Source organism: Sporanaerobacter sp. PP17-6a (assembly GCF_900095615.1).
GTDB classification, from domain to species: Bacteria; Bacillota; Clostridia; order Tissierellales; family Acidilutibacteraceae; genus Acidilutibacter; species Acidilutibacter cellobiosedens.
Window position 1 is genome coordinate 54563 of the sequence record NZ_FMIF01000023.1, and the last position, 22761, is coordinate 77323.

General features: G+C 32.1%; 25 protein-coding genes. 23 read left to right on the plus strand and 2 right to left on the minus strand.

Features of this window, described 5'->3' with window-relative positions; genetic code table 11:
- Window positions 1–3 precede the first annotated feature (3 nt).
- The 18 genes from PP176A_RS09900 (at window position 4) to PP176A_RS09985 (ending at window position 14865) form a co-directional block, all read left to right on the plus strand.
- Window positions 4–609, plus strand: coding sequence for a LolA family protein (locus PP176A_RS09900; RefSeq protein WP_071140312.1), 606 nt, complete (start codon window positions 4–6; stop codon window positions 607–609).
- A gap of 15 nt (window positions 610–624) precedes the next feature.
- Window positions 625–1800 carry an alanine racemase gene (gene alr, locus PP176A_RS09905; protein WP_071140313.1) on the plus strand — a complete coding sequence of 392 codons (1176 nt, stop codon included), beginning with the start codon at window positions 625–627 and terminating at the stop codon, window positions 1798–1800.
- Window positions 1801–1918: 118 nt separating this feature from the next.
- Entirely contained in the window at window positions 1919–2200 is a 282-nt protein-coding gene (locus PP176A_RS09910; protein WP_071140314.1) for a CopG family ribbon-helix-helix protein, read from the plus strand.
- Entirely contained in the window at window positions 2197–2544 is a 348-nt protein-coding gene (locus PP176A_RS09915) for a type II toxin-antitoxin system PemK/MazF family toxin (RefSeq protein WP_071140359.1), read from the plus strand. The genes PP176A_RS09910 and PP176A_RS09915 overlap by 4 nt, the downstream gene beginning before the upstream one ends.
- Before the next feature lie 97 nt (window positions 2545–2641).
- Window positions 2642–3094, plus strand: a complete 453-nt coding sequence (locus PP176A_RS09920; protein ID WP_071140315.1) for a hypothetical protein — start codon at window positions 2642–2644, stop codon at window positions 3092–3094.
- Window positions 3095–3112: 18 nt separating this feature from the next.
- The gene (locus PP176A_RS09925) at window positions 3113–4177 is read left to right on the plus strand and encodes a GNAT family N-acetyltransferase (RefSeq protein WP_071140316.1); all 1065 of its coding nucleotides are present in this window, start codon (window positions 3113–3115) and stop codon (window positions 4175–4177) included.
- A 9-nt stretch (window positions 4178–4186) separates the two neighbouring features.
- A complete protein-coding gene (locus tag PP176A_RS09930) occupies window positions 4187–5119 on the plus strand; it encodes a PIG-L deacetylase family protein (protein WP_071140317.1) in 933 nt (310 codons plus the stop codon).
- A gap of 44 nt (window positions 5120–5163) precedes the next feature.
- Complete coding sequence (locus tag PP176A_RS09935; protein ID WP_071140318.1) at window positions 5164–6291, plus strand: glycosyltransferase family 4 protein; 1128 nt, start codon at window positions 5164–5166, stop codon at window positions 6289–6291.
- Window positions 6291–6782 carry a DUF4330 domain-containing protein gene (locus tag PP176A_RS09940; RefSeq protein ID WP_071140319.1) on the plus strand — a complete coding sequence of 164 codons (492 nt, stop codon included), beginning with the start codon at window positions 6291–6293 and terminating at the stop codon, window positions 6780–6782. Before PP176A_RS09935 ends, PP176A_RS09940 begins: the two co-directional genes overlap by 1 nt.
- Window positions 6783–6800: 18 nt before the next feature.
- Window positions 6801–7358, plus strand: a complete 558-nt coding sequence (locus PP176A_RS09945) for a hypothetical protein (RefSeq protein ID WP_071140320.1) — start codon at window positions 6801–6803, stop codon at window positions 7356–7358.
- Window positions 7349–8686: an O-antigen ligase family protein gene (locus PP176A_RS09950; protein WP_083381900.1), complete on the plus strand. Its 1338-nt coding sequence runs from the start codon at window positions 7349–7351 to the stop codon at window positions 8684–8686. The genes PP176A_RS09945 and PP176A_RS09950 overlap by 10 nt, the downstream gene beginning before the upstream one ends.
- Window positions 8687–8700: 14 nt before the next feature.
- Complete coding sequence (gene csaB / locus PP176A_RS09955) at window positions 8701–9807, plus strand: polysaccharide pyruvyl transferase CsaB (RefSeq protein ID WP_071140321.1); 1107 nt, start codon at window positions 8701–8703, stop codon at window positions 9805–9807.
- 4 nt (window positions 9808–9811) lie between these two features.
- Window positions 9812–10567: a WecB/TagA/CpsF family glycosyltransferase gene (locus PP176A_RS09960; RefSeq protein WP_071140322.1), complete on the plus strand. Its 756-nt coding sequence runs from the start codon at window positions 9812–9814 to the stop codon at window positions 10565–10567.
- Window positions 10568–10581: 14 nt separating this feature from the next.
- Window positions 10582–11442, plus strand: coding sequence for a YitT family protein (locus tag PP176A_RS09965; RefSeq protein ID WP_071140323.1), 861 nt, complete (start codon window positions 10582–10584; stop codon window positions 11440–11442).
- A 10-nt stretch (window positions 11443–11452) separates the two neighbouring features.
- Window positions 11453–12280 carry a transketolase gene (locus PP176A_RS09970; RefSeq protein ID WP_071140324.1) on the plus strand — a complete coding sequence of 276 codons (828 nt, stop codon included), beginning with the start codon at window positions 11453–11455 and terminating at the stop codon, window positions 12278–12280.
- Window positions 12273–13202 (plus strand): transketolase family protein, encoded by a 930-nt coding sequence (locus tag PP176A_RS09975; RefSeq protein ID WP_071140325.1) that lies wholly within the window; start codon window positions 12273–12275, stop codon window positions 13200–13202. Before PP176A_RS09970 ends, PP176A_RS09975 begins: the two co-directional genes overlap by 8 nt.
- Before the next feature lie 114 nt (window positions 13203–13316).
- Window positions 13317–13754, plus strand: a complete 438-nt coding sequence (locus PP176A_RS09980) for a protease complex subunit PrcB family protein (protein ID WP_071140326.1) — start codon at window positions 13317–13319, stop codon at window positions 13752–13754.
- Window positions 13755–13857: 103 nt separating this feature from the next.
- Window positions 13858–14865, plus strand: coding sequence for a LysM peptidoglycan-binding domain-containing protein (locus tag PP176A_RS09985; protein ID WP_071140327.1), 1008 nt, complete (start codon window positions 13858–13860; stop codon window positions 14863–14865).
- Window positions 14866–14928: 63 nt separating this feature from the next.
- On the opposite strand, the gene PP176A_RS09990 is transcribed toward PP176A_RS09985, so the two are convergent.
- Window positions 14929–15510, minus strand: coding sequence for a 5-formyltetrahydrofolate cyclo-ligase (locus tag PP176A_RS09990; protein WP_071140328.1), 582 nt, complete (start codon window positions 15508–15510; stop codon window positions 14929–14931).
- 190 nt (window positions 15511–15700) lie between these two features.
- On the opposite strand from PP176A_RS09990, the gene ftsE reads away from it, so the two are divergent.
- The 5 genes from ftsE to PP176A_RS10015 all read left to right on the plus strand — a co-directional run bounded on the left by ftsE (window position 15701) and on the right by PP176A_RS10015 (window position 21048).
- Entirely contained in the window at window positions 15701–16396 is a 696-nt protein-coding gene (gene ftsE / locus PP176A_RS09995) for a cell division ATP-binding protein FtsE (RefSeq protein WP_071140329.1), read from the plus strand.
- Window positions 16377–17273: a permease-like cell division protein FtsX gene (gene ftsX / locus PP176A_RS10000; RefSeq protein ID WP_071140330.1), complete on the plus strand. Its 897-nt coding sequence runs from the start codon at window positions 16377–16379 to the stop codon at window positions 17271–17273. The genes ftsE and ftsX overlap by 20 nt, the downstream gene beginning before the upstream one ends.
- Window positions 17274–17291: 18 nt before the next feature.
- Window positions 17292–18425, plus strand: coding sequence for a murein hydrolase activator EnvC family protein (locus tag PP176A_RS10005; RefSeq protein ID WP_071140331.1), 1134 nt, complete (start codon window positions 17292–17294; stop codon window positions 18423–18425).
- A gap of 199 nt (window positions 18426–18624) precedes the next feature.
- A complete protein-coding gene (locus PP176A_RS10010) occupies window positions 18625–19851 on the plus strand; it encodes a S41 family peptidase (RefSeq protein WP_071140332.1) in 1227 nt (408 codons plus the stop codon).
- A gap of 24 nt (window positions 19852–19875) precedes the next feature.
- Window positions 19876–21048, plus strand: coding sequence for a hypothetical protein (locus tag PP176A_RS10015; RefSeq protein WP_071140333.1), 1173 nt, complete (start codon window positions 19876–19878; stop codon window positions 21046–21048).
- Window positions 21049–21085: 37 nt separating this feature from the next.
- Here PP176A_RS10015 and PP176A_RS10020 read toward each other — a convergent pair whose 3' ends face one another.
- On the minus strand, window positions 21086–22669 hold the full coding sequence (locus PP176A_RS10020; RefSeq protein ID WP_071140334.1) for a TolB family protein: 1584 nt from the start codon (window positions 22667–22669) through the stop codon (window positions 21086–21088).
- Window positions 22670–22761 lie beyond the last annotated feature (92 nt).

Here is a 22761-nt window from a genome sequence, read left to right on the forward strand (position 1 = left end):
TTAATGAAAAAATTATTTGTTGGTAGTATAATTATATTGATACTTTTACTACTTTTATTTAAGATACCAACAGATAAAGATAATTTGTATGAATTACAGAAGACCATCAATAATTTTGAAAATTACTCGACGATTTCAAACATTACAATAATGAATCAAAATAAGAAATCTACATATAAAATAGAAGAAACGTTTGTAAAACCGGATAAATTTAAATTGAAAATTATTGAGCCAAAAGAAACAAAAGGGTGTATAATTATATATAATGGAAATAGGCTTTTTCTAAATCAGCCTATTATAGGTCAGTCTATTTCTATTGATAAAGTGGATAGCCTGGATAAAGAACTTTTTATGGGAGATTTTTTTAGAAACTTAAACCTTTTGGAAGAATCACATATTACCCAGGAAACCATTGAGGATGAAAAGTATATAGTAATTAAAATTCCTATGATTAATAAGAGCGACTTGAGGTATTACCAAAAGGTATGGTTTAACATAAAGGATTTTACTCCTTATAAGCTGAATTTGCTGGATAAACATGATAATGTAAGCGTAGAGATACTATATGAGAATTTTTGTTATGATACTGTAATTGAAGAAGAATTTTGAGGAGGGAATCGTAAGATGAAAGAATTAGAAGAAACAAGGCCTGTATGGGCGGAGATAAATCTTGATAATTTAGCCCATAATATTAAAGAGGTGAGAAGATTAACTAAAAAAGGAACTATGGTTACTGCTGTAGTAAAGGCAAACGCTTATGGTCATGGGGCCGTTGAAGCTTCAGAGGTATTTTTAAATAACGGAGCAGACAGATTGGCTGTTGCAACTTTATCAGAAGGTATAGAATTAAGAAAAGCAGGGATAAAAGCTCCCATCCTTATATTGGGATATACTCCGGGTTCTCAAAATCATACGGCAATTGAATGGGATATTATACAAACGGTTTATAGTTATAAGGATGCAGAGAATATTTCTAAGGAAGCCAAAAAACTTGGGGAAAATGCCGTAATCCATATAAAAATTGATTCCGGTATGGGTAGAATCGGATTTCTTCCCAATGATGAAAGTGTTAAAGAGATAGAAAAAATATCTCATTTGCCTTATATTACAATGGAAGGAATATTTACTCATTTTGCAAAGGCAGACGAAAAGGATAAAAGCTCTGCAAGGGAACAATACAAAAAATTTAATTGGGTGATGGAAGAACTTGAGAAAAAGAAGATAAACATTCCCATAAAGCACGTATCCAATAGTGCTGCTATAATAGATCTGCCGGAATATAATCTTGATATGGTAAGAGCAGGAATAATTATATACGGTTTATCTCCGTCTAAAGAAGTAAACTTAAATAAAATTGATCTTAAACCTGCATTGACCTTAAAAGCCAAAATATCAAATGTAAAAACAGTCCCTGAAGGAACAGGAATAAGCTATGGGCAAATATTTGTGACAAAAAGAGAAAGTAAAATTGCTACTGTACCAATAGGATATGCCGATGGCTTTACAAGACTTTTAACAAATAAAGGAGAGGTTGGGATTAAAGGTAAAAGAGCTCCTATAGTAGGGAAGATATGCATGGACCAATGTATGATAGATGTAACGGATATAGATGATGTAAAAGTAGGGGACGAAGTGATACTATTTGGAGATGGGAGAGACAATTCTCCTCATACTGATGAAATAGCGGAGAAACTCGGCACTATAAATTATGAAATAGTGTGTATGGTAGGAAGACGTGTTCCCAGAGTATATATAAAAGATGGAGAAATAGTAAATATTGTAGATTATTTATTGGAATAATATAAATATATGGCTTACCGTTGACATGGCGAAGATAAAATAATATACTTATTTTAAGTGTATCTTGCGAGGGGATTATTTTGTAAGGCTTCAAAGCTTGGGGGTGCGATTAATAAATATGGCTGGGACTAAAAAAATTATGATAAGTTTACCTGATAGCTTATTGGAAGAAGTAGATTTTATAGTATCAATTGAAAAAAAGAATAGAAGTGAATTTGTACGAGAGGCTATGAAACTGTACATTAGGGAAAAAAGCAAAGTGGAAATAGAAGAGAAGTTAAAGAACGGATACAAAGAAATGAGTAAGATTAATTTGTCCATAGCTGAAATAGGTATGGAACAGGATATGAGAGAATTGTATGTTTACGAAGCAAAATTAACAGGGTGTGAACAATGGTGATTATAAAAAGAGGAGATATTTTTTATGCGGACTTAAGTCCGGTTATAGGTTCCGAACAAGGAGGGGTTCGGCCTGTTTTAGTAGTTCAAAATGATATTGGGAATAGATATAGCCCTACAATTATTATAGCTGCGATTACATCTCAAATAAATAAGGCTAAATTGCCTACACATGTGGAAATTAATGCGGAATATGGTCTTCCAAGAGATTCTGTAGTACTTTTAGAACAAATAAGAACTATAGATAAAAAAAGGCTTAGAGAAAAAATTGGAAGGTTCAGCGATGAAATGATGGTTAAGGTTGATGAGTGCATAAAAATAAGTTTAGGGTTAGTGGACCTTTGAAATAAGCATGAAAAAAAACATGCTTATTTTTTGATGTAATTTTTTGTTTTACATAATAGAAATGTATAGTATAATCAATAGAAGGAGGAATTTTTTTATGGAAAGAAAAACAAAAATAGATATATTTTTGTTAAGTGTATTGATATTAGCATTAGTGTTAGTATCTTTGGGGACAAGAAGTTTTTCGGAGCCGGGAACAGAAGAAGATCCGTTGGTTTCTCAAACATATGTAGAAAAGAGGATAGATCAGCTCAGATATTATATAGATGAAAAGGTATCAGGAAAGAATAAGTTAGAAATAGTAGAAGTAGAAGAAGGTCAATCAATAATAGGTAGTTCGGGGACAGAAATAATACTTAGAGGTGGAAAGGGTAAAGTTATAGCTGGGCAACTGGGAGGAATTTGTGATGTTACCGACGGAAAAGATCTTCAAATGGATGAAAACGTGCCTGCAAATCATATGATTCTTATACCAAGAGACGATGGGAGAGGAATATATGCAGCAGACAAATTGATTCTTATGGTTATGGGAGAATATGAAATCAAATAGATGAGAAGAGGGATTTAATTGGCGGAATTAAGACCTTACAAAATAGGAGACGAAGAAGGAATAGTCAAACTTTTTAATGAGGTATTTAATAAAAATAGAAATGTAGAATATTGGAAATGGGAATTCCTTAAAAACCCTTATGGACAAGGAGTAATGGCTTTGGAAGATGAAAATGGCCGAATAGTGGGACAATGTACTCTTCTTCCTTCCAAAATGCAGTTGGGAGGCAGAGAAGTTTTGGGAGGACAATCAATTGATGCCATGGTTCATAAGGATTTTAGAAGAAGGGGATACTATGAGCATATGGCATTTTATTCCTATGAATTGGGAATAAAAAGAGATATTAAATTTAGATACGGGTTTCCGAGTAAACCAGCTCTTCAGGGAATACTTGAAAAGCTGGGAGGAAGCTTGGTTTGTGATATTCCCCTATATATGGATGTATACAGGATAGATAATTTAATGGAGGACTTGATTAAAAATAAAATTTTAAGTAAAATATTAGCTGTACCTGCAATGCTCATGGTAAAAATATATAGAGGAAAAGTTATCAAAAGCAAAAATACTTATGAAATAGAAGAAATCACTTCTTTTGATAACAGATTTGATGAATTTTGGAAAGAGGTAAAAGATAAGTATCCTACAATGACTGCAAGAGAAAGTGTATTTTTAAATTGGAGAGTGAAGGACCATCCTACCATACCTTATAAGACTTTTGCAGCAGTCAAAGACGGCAATATTAAAGGATACATAATTTTTAAAGTTGAGGAAAAATTTGTCAGAGGAAAATATCCTTTAAAATTTGGGAGTATTGTAGACTTGGTTGGAGAAAATGAAGATGTTATAGTGTGCTTATATGAAAAGGCTAAAGAATATCTGAAAACTGACGGAGTTAATTTTACTGTATGCTGGATATTGAATGGGATGATATATGGAGAAACGATTAAAAAATTGGGATTTATTAAAACTAAAAGTACCATTCCCTTTGCAGTGAAAAATTTGACTGAAAATCATGAAATAGACCCTTATATCTTTGAAGAAAAAAATTGGTATTTAATGCCAATAGAATCGGATATATATTGAGGTGAGAATATGATAAAAAGAATAATAAAGATATTATTGAAATATCCCATTATCCTATTTAATAAAATTTATACTTATTATTATTATAAAAACAGTTCTAAAAATGATAATATTGATGTGGATGATATGTTTAAAAGAGGGAAAAATGTTCTTGTATTTTCACCTCATGTGGACGATGAGACGATAGGATTGGGAGGAGCCTTATTAAAGCATAAAGATAACTCTGATGAAGTATCTGTCGTATATATAACAGACGGGAGAGGAAGCACATCAGAATTTTCTGAAGACAGAACGATAGAACTGAGAAGAAAAGAAGGAGAAGAATTAAAGAAAGTTTTAAACATAAAGGAAATGTATTTTTTAAATGAAGAGGACGGACAAGTAGATTCAAATAAAATTGAATTAATCAATGAAATATGTGAAATACTTAATTCAGTTAAACCGGATATTATCTATACTCCATTTTTGATTGATGGGCATAGGGATCATGTAGAGACTACTAAATTACTTATAAATGCCTTGAGCAAAGAGGGAGGAAATTTTGAAAATATATATATGTATGAAGTTAACTGTCCTATTATGCCTGAAATTATAAACAGTATGAATATTATGGAAGATGATATATTTAAAAAGAAGGAAAAATTATTTTCAATATTTAAATCTCAATGGGCAATGGGTTTCGACGCCTTTATCCTTTTGAACCGGAGAAAAAAGCTTATATTAGATAAGGGAGCCGCGGCAGAAGTATTTGTTAAGGGAAATTATGAGGAAGTCAAAAAAATTAAAGAGTTTCTTGAAACAGAAAAATTTGATTGCAACAACTTTAGACAATTAAGTAGTGAATACAATCTTTTTTTATCATTTCGAAAGGGGAAAGCTTATAAAAAAAAGTACAGCCACGTAGTAAATGAATTTATTGAAAGAAAGGCAGTATCACAATAAGGAAATCAGAAGGGAGGAAAGCTCCATTGAGGAGCTGAAGAATAATGAAAGTACTTCATCTTATAAGCGGTGGAGACACTGGTGGGGCTAAAACTCATATTATATCTTTGCTTAAGGGTTTAGGGAAAAATATTGATGCCAAGGTTATTTGTTTCATAGAGGATACATTTTATGAAGACGGGTTAAAAGCAGGTATTAATATAGAAGTTTATAAGCAAAAAGAAAGATATGATTTAAGTGTAATTACAAGACTTGAAGAAGAGATTGAAAAGGAAAATTATGATATTATCCATTGCCATGGAGCAAGGGCCAATACTATCGGTATGCTTTTAAAGAGAAAAATTGATAAACCTTTTGTTACTACTATACATAGTGATTATAAATTGGATTTTAAAGACAATGTTTATAAAAGAATAGTGTATACGGCAATTAATTCTATTGCATTAAAAAAATTCGATTATTATATTGCCATTTCCAATAACTTTAAAAAAATGCTTATCGATAGAGGTTTTGATGAAAAAAAGATATTTATTGTCTATAATGGAATAGATTTAAATGAAAAAATAGAGTATGTTAATAAAAAAGAATTTCTTGAAAGATATAATATTTCAGGAGAGAATAAAATTTTAGTTGGAATAGCGGCAAGGCTTGATGCCGTAAAAGATCATGAAACCTTTATAAAAGGGGCCGCTGAAGTTTTGAAGAAGAGAGATGATGTTATATTTCTCATTGCAGGTGAGGGAAATGACCAAAAAGAGCTCGTCTCTTTGACGGAAAAATTGAATATATCGGATAAGGTATATTTTTTAGGATTTGTAAAGGATCAATATTCGTTTTTTAATGCAATTGATATTAATGTCCTTACTTCTTTAAGTGAAAGCTTTCCTTATGTAATATTAGAAGGAGCGAGGGTTAAGAAACCTGTAATAAGTACTAATGTAGGAGGTATAAAAGATTTGATAGAAAACGGATACAATGGTTTTCTTATCGATGTGGGAGATTATCGTGCTCTTTCAAAATATATACTTAATCTTTTGGAGGATAAGAGTATAATAAAAACTATGGGAGAAAATCTATATAATAGTGTAGAAGAAAAATTTTCTTCTGATAAAATGGTAAAAGATCATATTAAAACTTATAATGAAATTTTGAAAAACAGGAGGCAAAAATAATGAAGATAATAAATGAAAAGGGAAAATTATTTGGAATAATAAATATAATTGATTTGGTGGTAATAGTTGCTCTTGTATTATTAATAGTAGGCGGGGTTAAAAGATTTGTAACAACAAGGCCTGAAATGGTTTCGGATTCTAAAAAGGCAATTATAACGATAGAAGTTTCCGAAATAAGAACTCCTACAGTAGAGGGGCTTGTAGTTGGAGATCCTTTGTATCATTATGACAAGGGAACTTATCTTGGAAAGATAGTAGATAAAACCGTTGAGGATTACAGAGAACCTGTGGAAAGCGGAGACGGACGATGGGTTAATGCAGTGGTTCCCGACGAATATGTAGCGATACTTACTGTTGAAAGTGATGATGCAAAAGAAACACAGGATGCGGTAATAGCAGGAGGAGAACAGATTAGGATAGGTGCTCAGTACAGACTTAAAAATAAAAAAGTTGCGGTATTTGGGACTATTTTAGGTGTTGAAGTAAAATAGATTCTTAGGAGTGGTAATATGTACAGTAGTATATTTGTAGGCATACTTTCAAAGATATGGAACTTTATTAGAAAAAATTACGAATATAGTATATTAAAAAGAATTTTGAATTTTATAGGAAGAGGAATTAAAGCTTTATTTAAAGGTTCTGTATTTGCAGGTATTTTTATTTCAAACAGAAAGCTTATAGAGGAAAGCTTATTATATAAAATTTATAGGATATTTATAAAAGGCATTAATAAATTCATCGAGTTTATTAAGAAAATAGTTACTAAAGACAAGAAAGGAAGTATTATAAGTAATTGTTGTTCCGTGTTATTTAAAGATGATGTTTCTATAATAAATACTTTTTCCTTTTTCTTTATTTCCTTTGGAATATTTATTATTATAAATGATATGGTCAGAGGGAAATTTACAGGTAAATCCTATATTGTATCTTTTATTTTAATTATTTTTTCTTTAATGAGCTTAAAATTGGAAAAAAATTATAAAGAAATATTGGAAAACAGCTTTATGTTTAATTTTGTAAAAAATTTATTTTTAATAGATGAGGAAAGAGGGGAGAAATGGTGGTAGAAAAAATTCATAAAAAAGAACTAGTCCTCCCTATAGCTTTGGGAATAATTTTTTCTCTAATATATTTTGAATTGCCTTTGAAATATTTCGCCGCTTTATTTATGGGAACGGTAGTAGGAATATTGATACTTCATGATATAAAAATAGGAATATTTTTGGCTCCTCTTTTCATTCCATTTTTGCCTGATATGGCAGGATTGATTTATTTGATTTTCATTTTTGCTGCTTTTTTGTATAAAGGTACTTTTAAGAAGATAAATCCTTTAACTACGAATTCCATAGATACTCCTATTGCTCTTTTTGTTATTGCGATAACTATTTCGACTATTACAAGTTTAAATCCAATGGGAAGCTTCAGGGATTTTGCTATTCATATTTCTGCTATTGCTTTTGCTTTTACGGTAATGAATAGTATAGATAGTAAAAAGGATTTGAATATATTATTAACGGTAATGGTATTTTCTGCAACTTTAATAGCCCTTTACGGATTTTATCAATATAAAGTAGGAATCAAGATGGAGGATAAATGGCTGGATATGGCCAATAATCCGGGTGTAACCACTCGAATATTTTCTGTATTCGGTAACCCTAATATATTGGCGGAATATTTAATAATGTCTACGCCTATATCAATCGGATTATTTTGGTATAATAAAAGGTTTTATAAAAAGATCATGTTTTTGGTCACTTCTTTAATATTGATGCTGGCATTGATTTTGACTTTATCCAGAGGAGGCTGGCTCGGATTTGCCTTTGGAATGTTGGTGTTTGTTTTATTGGTGGAAAAGAGGCTTTTGCTTTTGCTGATTCCTCTAGGAATAGGAGGAGTATATTTACTTCCTGAAACGATAATGAACAGAATAATGAGTATAGGGAATTTAGCAGATTCATCCAATGCTTACAGAATTAAAATTTGGAAGATTGCTATTGATATTATAAAAGATTTTCCCATTGCCGGTGTAGGATTTGGCTATATTCCTTTTAAACAAGTTTTTGAAACTTATATAAGAACTATGCCTGCTTATCATGCCCATAATACATATCTTGAAACTTTGGCTGAAATGGGGATAGGAGGATTTATTATATTTATAATATTAATATTCATTTTGTACAAATATTCAATAAAGAAACTTATAGTAAATCAAAAGGATAGATATATCCGTACTGTGTCGGCAGGGGTTCTTTCAGGGCTGTCAGCTATATTGGCCCATGGAGCTGTGGAAAATGTCCTATATCTTCCTAAAATAATAATTACATTTTGGTTCTTAGTATCTTTTATTTTAGTACTCATGCGTATATCAGATAAATCTGTAGGATTAGATAGGTAAGAAGGAGAATATATATGAAAGCAGATAAGAAGGTACTTATTTCCGGATACTATGGATTTGATAATAGCGGAGATGACGCTATACTCAAAGCCATAGTAAAGGATTTTCAAAAAATGGATGATAAGGTGAAAATACTTGTTTTATCCAAGCGGCCGAGCCATACGGAGAAGATGTATGGAATAAAAGCTATAAACAGATTTCAAATTCATGATATTGTAAAGGAAATGAAAAATTGTGATCTGTTTATAAGCGGCGGCGGAAGTCTTCTTCAGGATGGAACAAGTACCAGATCTATTATATATTATCTGACTTTAATAAAGTTAGCGTTAATGAATAAAAAGCCCGTTATGATCTATGCCAATGGGATAGGGCCCATAAATAAGAAATTTAATAGAAACTTTACAAGGAAGATACTTGATAAGGTGGACTTGATAACCTTAAGAGATGAAGACTCTCGGTATTATTTAAAGGAATTGCAGGTAAAAAATCCAAATATATATGTGACTGCGGATCCGGTTTTTACCCTTGAGCCTTCCAACAATGAAAAGATAGAAAATATATTTAAAGCTGAAAAAATACCTTTAGACAAACCTCTCATAGGGGTATCCGTAAGAGAATGGAAAAGTGCGAAAAATTTAATTTCAAATATTTCTCAGGCCATAGAATATATGATAAAAAAATTTGGAGTTAATGTGGTACTCATACCTATGCATTACCCCGAGGATTTGGATATAAGCAAGAAAATTTATGAAAAAATTACGATAGAAGGTTGTTTTGTTGTATCCGAAAAATACAGCGTAGAGGATATTATGGGAATAATCAGGAGGTTGGATATGATTATTGCCATGAGGCTTCATTCTCTTATATATGCGGCTACTCAGAAGGTTCCCATGGTAGGATTGATTTATGATCCTAAAATAGAGGGCTTTTTAAAATTTATTGAAATGAAATACATGTGTAATGTAGAAAATGCAGAAGTAATAGAACTTTGTTCAATTATTGATAAAGCGTGGAACAATAAAGGTAATCTCAAAACCAAATTAAAAGAAAAAGAAGACGTATTTAAAGAAAAAGCTCTGGAAAATGTCTACATGGCATTAAGATTGATAAATGGTAGGTGATTTCATGGGGAAGATAAACATATTAGGAATAGGAGTGGATAATCTTACTTCAGAAGAAGTAGTGAAAAATATTAAAATCTTTCTAAAGGAAAACAAGCCTAAAATTATATATACTCCGAATACAGAAATGATAATGATGGCGCAAAAAGACAAGGAATTGATTAAAATAATAAATTCGGCGGATTTGGTTATTCCTGATGGGATAGGACTTATTTATGCTTCAAAGATAAAGAAAAATCCATTGAAGGAGAGAGTCACAGGATTTGATACATCCCTAAAAATGCTTGAAGTAGCAAATGAAGAAAAGTTAAAGGTTTTTCTTTTGGGAGGAAAAGAGGGAGTAGCCAAAGCTGCTGCTGAGAAAATAAAAGAAAGATATCCTCATTTATATATATCAGGTTACAATAATGGATATTTTAAGGGAGCTCATACAGGATTTCCGGGAAATGATGAAGAATTAGAGGTAATAAGGAAGATAAATGATTCTGAGCCGGACATCCTGTTTGTCGGTTTGGGAATACCTAAACAAGAGAAATGGATAAACTTATATAAAGACAAGCTTAAGTGTAAAGTGATTATAGGAAATGGAGGAACAATGGATATTATTGCAGGTAATTTAAAAAGAGCGCCGGAGGTATTCCAGAGATTAGGCTTGGAATGGTTCTACAGGCTTATTAAAGAACCATCGAGGATTAAAAGGCAGATAGTTCTTCCTCAATTTATATTAAAGGTTATTTTTAATAAGGATGCTGTAAAATAGGTAAGGAGATATGTATGGTATATATTGAAAAATGGTATAAAAAATTTATTTCATACTCAGGGATTACAATAGGTGTCGCTATAATGGCCGTATCATTAAATTTTTTCTTGGAGCCCAATACTATAGCTCCTGGTGGAGTTACAGGACTTGCCATTGTTATTAAGAAGATTACAGGCGCTCCGGTATATATCACAAATTTAGTTATTAATATTCCTTTATTTATATTAGGAATGTTGATGTTAGGAGGAATATTCGGAGCCAAGACTCTTTTTGCCACAATCGGTCTTTCGTTTTTTTTAAAAATTGTTCCTTATAAGGTTGTAACTACTGATTTGCTTTTATCATCAATATTTGGAGGAGTACTGATGGGAATAGGTCTGGGAATTGTATTCAGAGAAGGAGGAACAACAGGAGGTTCCGACTTAGCCGGTGCAATCCTTAATAAAAAATTCCCGGCTTTAAGTACTTCCGTATTTATGATGGTTATAGATACGTTGGTAGTAATAATTGCCGGTGTAGCGAATAAGAAAATAGAAGTTTCTCTTTACTCTATTATATCCTTATACGTAAGTGTTAAAGTAATAGATTTGATGCTGGAAGGATTCGGATATTTAAAGGGATTTATGATTATAACGGATAAACCTTTAGAAGTAAGTGAAACAATAATGGAAAGATTGAATAGAGGAGTGACTTTGTTTAAGGGAAAGGGTATGTATACTAAGGAGGAGAAGGATATACTTCTCTGTGTAGTAAACAGATCTCAGTTTGCTAAAATAAAAGAAATTGTTCTGGCCATTGATAGGGATGCGTTTATTATGATTACTGAGATGAATGAAGTTATAGGAGAAGGTTTTAAAGAGATAGAAAAAAAGTAGGAGGGATTTTATGGAAAATTATAACGAACTAAAGTCCGTTGCAAAAAAATTGAGAATTGACATTATTAAAATGCTGGAGAAATCAAAATCCGGCCATCCGGGAGGGTCTCTTTCGGCATGTGAAATATTGACGGCTTTGTATTTTAAAGAAATGAAAATAGATCCTAAAAACCCAAAATGGGAAGACAGGGATAGGTTTGTCCTTTCCAAAGGCCATGGTGCTCCCGTACTTTATGCAGCTTTAGCCGAGAGGGGATATTTTCCTAAGGAAGAGTTGATGCATTTGAGACAAATTAATTCAATGCTTCAGGGCCATCCGGATATGAAGGGTACTCCGGGAGTCGATATGACGACAGGCTCTTTAGGGCAAGGCTTTTCTGCAGCGGTAGGAATGGCATTGGCAGGTAAAATTGATAAAAAGAATTATAGAGTATATACTCTCATCGGAGACGGAGAATCTCAAGAGGGAATTATATGGGAGGCATCCATGTTTGCCAGCCATAACAAATTGGATAATCTGACTGCTTTTATGGATCACAACGGATTGCAGATTGACGGAAAAAACGATGAGGTAGTAAGAATAGAACCGATAGATGAAAAATTTAAAGCTTTTGGATGGAATGTTATAAATATTGACGGACATAATTTTGAAGAAATATTTTCTGCAATTGAAAAGTCAAAAAACACTAAAGGAAAACCTACAATGATTATAGCCAAAACGATAAAAGGAAAGGGAGTTTCCTTCATGGAAAATCAAGTAGGTTGGCATGGAAATGCTCCCGATAGAGAACAGGCAGAAAAAGCATTAATTGAACTTGGAGGTGAAATAGATGACTAAGGCAATGGCGACAAGAGATGCATACGGAGAAGCATTAAAAGAACTCGGAAAACTCAATAAAAATATAGTAGTCCTTGATGCGGATTTGTCTAAATCCACCAAGACTATAGTTTTTAAAGAAGAATTTCCGGAAAGATTTTTTGATGTGGGAATATCTGAACAAAATCTTATGGGAATTGCAGCAGGGTTATCGACCTGCGGGAAGATACCTTTTGCAAGTACCTTTGCTATGTTTGCGACAGGGAGAGCTTATGAGATAATCAGAAATTCAATTTGTTATCCCAAATTGAATGTAAAGATAGCGGCAACTCATGCAGGACTTACCGTAGGAGAAGATGGAGCAACTCATCAAGCTATAGAAGATTTAAGCCTTATGAGATCTATTCCTAATATGGTAGTATTGAATCCGGCTGACGGAGTGGAAGCCCGTCAGTGTATATTTAAAGCAGCGGAACATAAAGGGCCTGTATATATTAGACTGGGAAGAAGTAAAGTACCGACTATATTTGACGACAGTTATAAATTTGAAATAGGAAAAGGAGTAGAGCTTAAAAAAGGTAAGGATGTAACCATTATAGCTACGGGGATAATGGTAGAAAAAGCTTTGAAAGCCGGAGAAATGCTGGAGAAGGAAGGGATATCTCCAAGAATAATTGATATTTCTACAATTAAACCTATAGATAAGGATATTATAATCAAGGCTGCGAAAGAAACCAAGAAAATAATTACTGCCGAAGAACACAGTATTATAGGGGGATTGGGCAGTGCAGTAGCTGAAGTTCTTTCTGAGAATTACCCTGTTTTATTGTCAAGAATAGGAGTGGAGGACACCTTCGGAGAATCCGGTACAGTAGATGATGTTCTTGAAAAATATGGGTTTACCGCAGAAAATATTTATAATAGAGTAAAGAAGATTATATAAGAACTTTAAATTTAACGGATAGATAATTATTAGTATGTTATCTATCTTTTTTTTTACATAAACCATTTCGATATAGAATAATATTATGGTAGAGATAAAGTGGAGGGGGTACAGGTGAAGAGAGCCATAGTTATTATTGGAATAATAGGGATAATCATATCAGGAATGATTTTTATTCCAAAATATTTGAATGAAGGTGATAAAAGAGTGAAATTCAAAGTTTTGAAATCTGATGAAGTTCCACAAAAGTTAGAAGATATCCTTCCTAAGTATTTAGTTCAGGAAAAAGCATTAAGCTGTAAAATTGGTGATGAGGTTTATGTTGTAGTAACAAGAGGTGAAAAGATGTCAGGAGGTTATAGTGTATTTATTGATAGAATTGAAAAAATCACAGATAGGAAAGGCACATCTGAGTTGATAGTATATGCCAAATATGTTGATCCAAAACCTGACGAAATGGTAACCCAATGTATAACTTATCCTTTTATTGTTGTTAAGACCAATATGGATGATATTCCTGACAGTATAAAATTGGAGGTGGAAAGAGAATAATAGGGCATATTTTGATTTAGCACCATAAATTGCTTAAAGGAAATAAACAATTTGTATAGAACCCTTATTGAGTTTTAAATTTTATCTGAAGGGAGAAATACAAATGAGAAAACTTAAAAAGAAGGTGGGCATAGTAATGTTGGCTTCAGTGGTGGGGCTGACATCTACATCTTTTGCTACACCTTATACTATTAAAGAAGGAGATTCCTTTTGGAAAGTAAGCCGGCAGTATAATGTAAGTTTAGAGGACATGCTTAAAGAAAATAAAGCTAATAAAAATACGGTGATATATCCGGGACAGATTATTCAGATTCCCGGCAAAGAAGAAGTTAAGATAAGCAGCAGAGGGGGAATAAAAAGAGATGTGCCGGATTTGACCGAATATACTGTGGTTGACGGAGATAATATTTGGGACATATGTAAAAAATACGGCGTTACTATAGAAAGCATTTTTGAGGCAAATAAAGGAATAGATGAGAATACAGTACTTAAAGTAGGGCAGAAATTAAACATAGCAAAACAAAATAAAGAACAACAGAACATAAGCGAAGGTTCCAAAAAAGATGAAACTAAAGTATCAAGTCAAAATGTCAATGAAAGTGTAGAGAAGCCATCCAACCAAAAAATTGATACGGAAGGAAAATATGGAGAGTATTTAGACTGGAGCAAAGTAGACGGGCTGATTCCAAGAGGTACAAAATTTAAGGTAATAGATTTTTATACAGGAAAATCTTTTATGGTTCAGAGGTCTGTAGGCAGCCTTCATGCGGATTGTGAAACCTTGTCTTTAGAAGATACAAATATAATGAAAGATATATGGGGAGGATTCAGTTGGGTAAGAAGACCTGTTCTTGTTCAAATAGGGGACAGGCTTATAGCCGCCAGTGCTACTGCTATGCCTCACGCAGGAAATGATAAAGCCGAGGGAGGAGCTTATACTACTTGGAGAAGCGGAGGATATGGAAAAGGGATAAATTTTGATTATGTAAAGGGTAATGGAATGGATGGACATTTTGATATTCATTTTTTGGGAAGTAAAAGACATATGGATGGACAAACAGATCCCCAGCATCAGCAATGTGTTAAAATTGCAGCAGGCTTGAATAAATAATAAAGTTGCTAAATAAATGATTTTAGTGTATCCTTGAAAGTAAAGAATACACTAAAATTGTTTTTAATCAGGATCTTTGCAGTTGATTAATTCTTTATTTGTAATTACATAATCTACAGGTAAATCATATTTTCCGGCTGGAACCTCAGGAATGATTTGGATATCAAAAGCAAGGCCTAACTTTATGGTATGAGAATCTAATTTTTCAAAAAATCTGTCGTAATATCCTCCTCCATATCCTATTCTATAGCCCTTCCTGTCAAAGGCAACAGCTGGGACTAATACTAAATCAATTTCTTTGGGAGATATTTTTCTTATGAATTCTTTTTTGGGAGTTAATATGTTATAAACCCCGTTTTCTAACTCTTTATCGAAATCGAATAGCTCAGAGATTATTAATTCTCTTGTTTTGGGAATAGAAATGGGAACTCCTATTCTTTTAGATAATTTTAATGAATATTTAATTATTTCTTTTGTTTCCACTTCATTCCTGAAATCAATATAAGCCATAATAAATTTGGAATTCTTATAGATGCCTGAATCATACAATCTTTCTTTGATTAATTTATTTTTTTCTTTTATATCGTCGGTGTTCATATTTCTTCTTTTTTCTAAAAGTTTTTTTCTGAGCAAAATTTTATCCAAAAATACCACTCCTCATAGTTTATTTATTGTTTCTTTTATATTATAATAATATCATTGTATGGATATATTTTGTTGAAAAAAATTATATAAAAATAAAGGAGTTATGAAATTTACATAGAAAGTATTAATATGTTGTATTTTAAATTTTAATTATAAATTATCCATGATATGTGCTAACAGAGGTGATATAGTGATTAGATTCGTTAATGCAAGCAAAACTTATGACAATGGAGTAAAGGCTTTATCAAATATAAATGTTAAGGTAGATAAAGGAGAGTTTGTTTTTATAGTGGGGCCAAGTGGTGCCGGAAAATCAACTTTGATTAAACTCCTTTTAAAAGAAGAGGATTTGACTTCAGGAAGTGTATTTTTAAATGAGATGGATATAACGAAAGTGAAAAGCAGAAGAATCCCGTATATAAGAAGAATCATAGGGGTAGTTTTTCAGGATTTCAGAATTCTTCCCAATAAAACTGTGTATGAAAATATAGCTTTTGCTATGGAAATATTAGGTGCACATCCAAAGGAGATACGAAGGAGGGTACCTATGGTGTTAAGTATGGTTGATTTAAGCAATAAAGCAAATTGTTATCCCAATCAGTTGTCGGGAGGTGAACATCAGAGGGTTTCCATTGCAAGAGCAATAGTTAATAATCCGCCTGTACTTATTGCGGACGAGCCTACCGGAAATCTTGATCACGATACAGCATGGGGAATAATGGAAATATTTAAAGAAATCAATAGAAGAGGTACTACAGTTTTAATGGCTACTCATGCCAAGGAAATAGTTGATTTAATGAAAAAACGCGTAATAGCTCTTGAATCAGGAAGAATAGTAAGGGACGAAGAGAAGGGTGTGTATAACCATGAGACATCGCATATTTAAGAATATAGTCAAACAAGGTTTTCAGGGTATGTGGAGAAACAGAACAATGGGTTTGGCTTCCGTAGGCTCCATAACGGCAGTTCTTGTAATACTTGGTATGGTTCTTATTATTGTATTGAGTATAAATAATGTGGTAATTGAAACTAAGAATAAATTTGATGAGATACAGGTATTTTTAGATGATAATGCAGATGAGGAACAATTAACTAAAATTGAAAACCGTATTAAAGAAACAGATGGGGTAAATTCAGTAGTATTCCAATCTAAAGAACAAGCTTTAAATATAATGAAAAAAGAATGGGGAGACGAAGGGTATCTCCTTGAAGGACTGGAAGAAAATCCTCTTCCTAATTCTTACGTAATTCAATTGAAGGATATAAAATATGCTGATAACGTAGTGGACAAGATAAAAGGAATGAGCGGGATAGAGGAAATTAAATATTATAAGGATATTATAGATAAGATGTTGACTGTATCAAGGTATATAAAAATAGGCGGTATAGCAATAATTGCTATATTAATGTTTATTTCCGTATTTATTATCTCAAATACCATTAAAATTACTGTTGCAGCGAGAAGAAGGGAAATAAGCATTATGAAATATGTTGGAGCAACTAACGGATACATAAGAGGACCATTTATTATTGAAGGCATCCTTCTGGGAGTTGTAGGAGCCGGATTATCCATATTAATAGTCAATTTCGGGTACAAATATTTGTTTAAAGTAATAAACGAAAGGCTGTATATCATATTTACGGTATATTTAGTTTCTCCTTATGTTTTATTTCAGGATATAGTCATAATATTTCTTGCCATAGGTATAGGTATAGGGGTTCTGGGGAGTTTGTTATCACTTAAGAGATTTTTGGATGTATAACGGTAAGGAGGTAATTTGATGAAAAAAAGAATAATAGCCGTACTCTTAATCGGAATTTTTCTGTTTTCCTGTTCCGTATCCGGAGCGGAGAAATCCTTAAATGATTTAATGAAAGAAAGAGATAGTTTAAAGGAAAAAAGAGAAGAAAATCAAAAAAATATGAAAGAGACCAAAAAAAATATCAGCAATGTCAGTGAAGAAATAGCAGAGTTGGACAAACAAATCAATGATGTAAGTAAAAAGTTAGGTGATGCTGAGGAAAATTTAACTAAAATAAATGCCGACATAGGAAAAGTTAAAAAACAATTAGAAAAATCCGAAAAAAACATTTCGGAAAAAACCGATACTTTTAATTCACGGCTTAGGGTGATGTATAAAAATGGTAATATCGGATATTTGGAAGTTCTCCTTTCTTCGGCAAATATCAGAGATTTTCTTCAAAGAAAGGATATGATTCAATCTATAGTAAACTATGATAAAAATCTTTTAAAGTATATGAAATCCCAAAGGGACATTATCCAAACAAGTAAAACAAAATTGGAAGCTCAGAGAGCCTCGGCAGAAGTTGTGAAAAATGAGATTAAATCCAATAAGGCTGATCTGGAACTTGCTTCAAGAAGTAAGGGCAAATTTATGGAACAGCTAAGTTCAAATCTTGAAGCACAGAAGAAATTTGAAGAACAATGTGCAGAAGATGAAAAGAGGATTCAAGAGGAAATAAGCAAAAGACAAGTAAAGACCGGTCCTTATTCGGGAGGAATAATGGGTTGGCCTGTCCCCGGCTATTCAAGGATAAGTTCTCCTTTTGGCTATAGGATACATCCTATATACAAAATAAAAAAATTACATACTGGTATTGACATTCCTGCACCTACCGGGACTAAAATAGTTGCGGCAGCAGATGGTATCGTTATTTTTGCGGGAAGTCTCGGAGGATATGGAAAGGCCGTAATGATTGATCACGGAGGAGGAATCGCTACTCTTTACGGACATAATTCATCTCTTCTGGTAAGCGAAGGAGAGGAAGTAAAGAAAGGTCAGGGAATTGCTAAGGCAGGAAATACAGGTACTGCGACAGGTTCTCACTGCCATTTTGAAGTTAGAGTAAACGGCAAGTATGTGGATCCCATACCTTATCTTAAGGGAAAATAATCATATAAATGAATTTCAAAAAGGCTTCTTTTAACATGTTGATGTTTCAACAGAAGCCTTTTTTCATATGTAAAAGATTATAATAGATTACGTATACTGTAAACATTTTTTGAAAAGTGGAAATGCTAATGGTATAATGTTTACATGAGTTTAATAAAATAGATTACATAATGTTTTATAGATAAGGTGGGAATACAGAATGTCTAAAAAGAAAAAAATTATAGGTATAATCCTCTTATTAGTGGTTACTAATGTGTTGACTTTTATTTTTTCCAATGTTTTATCTTTAACTTATGATAATAAAGTGATTCTTCCGAAGGACGAATACAATCAGTTGAGTGATATGTATAAGAAATATTCCAAGAATTTAGCTTTAGAGGATTTTATCAAAAAAAATTATTTAAAAAATGTAGATGAAGAGACTCTTGCTAACGGAGAATTAAAAGGAATGTTTCAATCTCTAAATGATCCCTATTCTACATATATGACAAAAGATGAGTTTGAAGATTTCACGGAACATACAAAGGGAATATACGGAGGAATAGGGGTAATAGTTACTCCGGGGGATGATAATTTAATTACAGTTGTGTCTCCTATAGATGGAACTCCGGGAGAAAAAGCAGGAATCAAAACGGGAGATAAAATAACTAAAGTAAATGGAAAAGAGTTTAATGCAGATACTATGGATCAAGCAGTAAAAGTTATGAAAGGAGATCCCGGAACAAAAGTAAATATAACGATAGTCAGAAAGGATAAAGAAGGAAACAACAAGGAAATGGATATAACTATAGTAAGAGAGGAAATAAGGCTTCAAACGGTAAGCTCGGATATTATCGAAGGCAATATAGGGTATATAAATATAACAAGTTTTGATGATTTGACTTATAAGGATTTTAAGAAAGAAATTAATGGTCTAATGGATAAAAATATTAAGGGGATAATATTGGACTTAAGAAATAATCCGGGAGGACTATTGGATGTATGTGTAGATATTGCAGACGAATTCTTAGATAAAGGTATTGTAGTATATACGCAAACTCGAGACGGGCAGAAAGAATATTTGAGATCTGATAATGATAAAATAGATCTTCCTTTGGTAGTTCTTGTTAATAAGGGAAGTGCCAGTGCATCTGAGATATTAGCCGGGGCTATAAAGGACAGAGGAAGAGGAACCTTAGTCGGAACAACTACTTTTGGGAAAGGGATAGTTCAGCGGATAAAACAACTTTCAGATGGCTCGGGATTTAAGCTAACAGTATCTCAGTATTTTACTCCGAAGGGAATTAACATTCATGGAGTGGGAATAAAACCTAATGTAGAAGTTGAACTTCCGGAGAATGTGGAAACGATAGGTGTGGAAAATTTGAAAAATGATACTCAGCTTCAAAAGGGATTAGAGATATTAAAGGGAAAAATAAATCAGTAGATGGTGTCAATAGGGGAGTTGCATATGTTTGAGCTGAAAGAAATATTTAAGTCTTCTTTATATACTGTACTTTCTTCTGTGAAATTACCGTTATATTGGATAGTTATAATAATAATATTTTTTCAGTATTATAAACAAAACAAAATAGAAAAAACAATATTAAAACAGTCTAAGCAGCCGTTATTTTTAAAAGTAGTATCATCGGCTGCTTTTGGCCTCTTTGGAGGAATCATAGGAAGCGTCATAATTATTCTTTTGAGGATTACTTTGAATCCTAAGGATTTTGAGATGATATTTTTGTTGGCATTGGTCCTTGCATTATTTCATCCAAGATTTTTATGTTTTTCTTATGGAGGAGGAATTATTTCTCTTATAAGTCTTATATTTGGATATCCTCATATCAACGTTGAAAATGTACTATCAATAGTTGCCGTTTTGCATATGGTAGAAAGTGTTTTAGTAATACTTGACGGGCAAAGTTCGAAGATTCCTATATTTATGGAAAGAAATGATCAGATAGTGGGAGGATTTTCAATGAGCAGATTTTGGCCGGTACCTTTCTCGGTATTTGTCAATGGATATGGAAATTTTCCTCTTATTACAATTGCGGCTTTGGGGTACGGAGATTATGCTTTAACGAAATATCCGTCTCAAAAGGTAAAAGAAACGGCAGGGCGGCTTTTCCTTTTCAGCTTTATTTTGCTTTTTCTTTCTCAAATATCTAAGAACAGTTTGCTGTTTAAATATATAGGTTCTGTTTTTTCTTTTTCTGCCCATGAATTTATAATCCAATGGGGAAGAAGAGAGGAGAGTAGGGGAATACCTATATTTAAGCCTTCCGAATTTGGAATAAAAATTTTATATGCTTTTCCTAAGGGAATAGGAAAAAAGATGAAGTTGAAAACCGGAGATGTTATTATTTCAATCAACGGCCATAAGATTTTATCAAGGGATGATTTAACCAGAGTTATGAGCCTATGTCCTAACTATATCCGGATGGAAGTATTTGATAGAAAAAGAGGAGTTGTTGTTAAAGAGTATAAGGATTATAAAAATCGAATAAAAAATCTGGGTATTTTTATCATACCTAAGGATCCGGAGTATGCCTTTGTGATGGAGGAGGGAGAACCCAGGATCAAAAAAATCATAAAAAAACTTATATTAAAAGAGAAAGAGAGAGAATATCTTAGAAGATAATTAGAGATGTATTTAAAAAGAGGCTTATTAGGCCTCTTTAATTTAATCCTATGTTGGATTTATTGAAATTGATAGAATATATGATATTCCTTTTGGATTCATTTATTGAAGGACTTAAATTTAAATATCCGGTATTTTGATTACTGTCATAGAATAAGTTATCTCCTACTATTTTGGCTATGGAAGTTTCGGAATAGTTATCCATATCCAATTTTACAAGAGTATAATCGTTATTATAAGTGTTTCTTGTTATAAGTACCAAATCGCTATTGTTGATCAGTAAATAATTTTTAATATCCAGCTGATCTTCCACAATCTTTGAATCCTTATTTAATGTGTAAGAACATAATATGTTGTTATCATTCTTCTGAATATTTTTTAAGTAAAGCACATCTTCTTTACCGGCAAAGTTGATGTTAAATCCCTCATCTATTTTTTTAAGATCTGATCCTTCTTTTGTAATGTAAATATTTTTGTTTAAATCTTTATCATCAAATTCCGTAAAGACAAAATATTCTCCGTTAAAATCGAAGCTTGATACATTTTTATTTATGGAAAACAGCCCTTCTGTTTTTCCCACATTCAATGTATACTTTGAAAATAGCGATGATTTTTCGGAACTGTTATTTACGAAGTAGAGGTGATTTTTATCTGCCCATTTCATCAGCCAAATGTGATACTGACCTGACGGAGTTATATTTTTTGATGATTTGTCATTTATATTGATTAAGTATATACTTGAATTTTCATTATGGTTTTCAATTAAGGACAGATTTTTATAATCCGGACTAAATTTAGCATCATATATTAAATTGGTTGTAGAAAAAATTTTTTCCTTTTCTTTAGTCTTAATATTATATAACCAAAGAATTTCATATTTTCTTTTGTCAATTAAAACTTCCTGCTTATAAAGAAGATATTTATTTTGGCTATAGTCAACAACAATTCCATCATCTATATAATCAGATATTACGTTTTTTTCAGAAGAAATTATTTCCCCTGTATCGGCATTTGCTTTAACTTTTAAATTTACAAGGGGAAGTTTGGAATTTTCTTTGTCAAAGATACTGTTAAAGGTTATGGACCATATATAATCATCTTTATATCTTAAAAGATTTACATCGGGTATTGTATTAGGCGATATTTTAAATTGAGAATATATTTTGTTTAATATTTGGGTTTTGCCAACAGCTATATTAATGGGTGTGTAATTTTCATTTATTATGTTGAATTTTAAAGTATCCAATTTCTCAGATACATTTTTATCAAAGGATAGTAGTATTTGTGGTATTGACAGTTGAATTTTATCTTCTTCCAAAAGACGGTTAATATATATATTTACTTCGTTATCTACTTTTGTTATTTTATCGATTGTTACTCCCGAACACTCTACTAAACCCAATGAAACCAATACCGTATTATCGTTATTTTTTTTCGTTATTTCTACGTTAGGTTCTATTGATTGATAACCCTTTGAAAGAACAATATGTTCTATTTTATATCCTATAGGTTCTTCTTCATTTTTTTTGGAAGTTTTAGATTGAGAATTATTTGTATTATTACAGCCGACAAGCATAATCCAAATAATCGCTGTAAATATGAATAAAGATATTTTTTTCATATCATATCCTCCTTATATATCAGTTTATAATATTAATTGCATAATATCAACTTTCTTTTTTCAAAAAATAAAAAATCTATTTATTTTTTATA

Coding starts and splice junctions, on each gene's coding strand:
- PP176A_RS09900 (WP_071140312.1), top strand. CDS start 4: ATGAAAAAATTATTTGTTGGTAGTATAATTATATTGATACTTTTACTA.
- alr (WP_071140313.1), top strand. CDS start 625: ATGAAAGAATTAGAAGAAACAAGGCCTGTATGGGCGGAGATAAATCTT.
- PP176A_RS09910 (WP_071140314.1), top strand. CDS start 1,919: ATGGCTGGGACTAAAAAAATTATGATAAGTTTACCTGATAGCTTATTG.
- PP176A_RS09920 (WP_071140315.1), top strand. CDS start 2,642: ATGGAAAGAAAAACAAAAATAGATATATTTTTGTTAAGTGTATTGATA.
- PP176A_RS09930 (WP_071140317.1), top strand. CDS start 4,187: ATGATAAAAAGAATAATAAAGATATTATTGAAATATCCCATTATCCTA.
- PP176A_RS09935 (WP_071140318.1), top strand. CDS start 5,164: ATGAAAGTACTTCATCTTATAAGCGGTGGAGACACTGGTGGGGCTAAA.
- PP176A_RS09940 (WP_071140319.1), top strand. CDS start 6,291: ATGAAGATAATAAATGAAAAGGGAAAATTATTTGGAATAATAAATATA.
- PP176A_RS09945 (WP_071140320.1), top strand. CDS start 6,801: ATGTACAGTAGTATATTTGTAGGCATACTTTCAAAGATATGGAACTTT.
- PP176A_RS09950 (WP_083381900.1), top strand. CDS start 7,349: ATGGTGGTAGAAAAAATTCATAAAAAAGAACTAGTCCTCCCTATAGCT.
- csaB (WP_071140321.1), top strand. CDS start 8,701: ATGAAAGCAGATAAGAAGGTACTTATTTCCGGATACTATGGATTTGAT.
- PP176A_RS09960 (WP_071140322.1), top strand. CDS start 9,812: ATGGGGAAGATAAACATATTAGGAATAGGAGTGGATAATCTTACTTCA.
- PP176A_RS09965 (WP_071140323.1), top strand. CDS start 10,582: ATGGTATATATTGAAAAATGGTATAAAAAATTTATTTCATACTCAGGG.
- PP176A_RS09970 (WP_071140324.1), top strand. CDS start 11,453: ATGGAAAATTATAACGAACTAAAGTCCGTTGCAAAAAAATTGAGAATT.
- PP176A_RS09975 (WP_071140325.1), top strand. CDS start 12,273: ATGACTAAGGCAATGGCGACAAGAGATGCATACGGAGAAGCATTAAAA.
- PP176A_RS09985 (WP_071140327.1), top strand. CDS start 13,858: ATGAGAAAACTTAAAAAGAAGGTGGGCATAGTAATGTTGGCTTCAGTG.
- ftsX (WP_071140330.1), top strand. CDS start 16,377: ATGAGACATCGCATATTTAAGAATATAGTCAAACAAGGTTTTCAGGGT.
- PP176A_RS10005 (WP_071140331.1), top strand. CDS start 17,292: ATGAAAAAAAGAATAATAGCCGTACTCTTAATCGGAATTTTTCTGTTT.
- PP176A_RS10010 (WP_071140332.1), top strand. CDS start 18,625: ATGTCTAAAAAGAAAAAAATTATAGGTATAATCCTCTTATTAGTGGTT.
- PP176A_RS10015 (WP_071140333.1), top strand. CDS start 19,876: ATGTTTGAGCTGAAAGAAATATTTAAGTCTTCTTTATATACTGTACTT.
- PP176A_RS10020 (WP_071140334.1), bottom strand. CDS start 22,669: ATGAAAAAAATATCTTTATTCATATTTACAGCGATTATTTGGATTATG.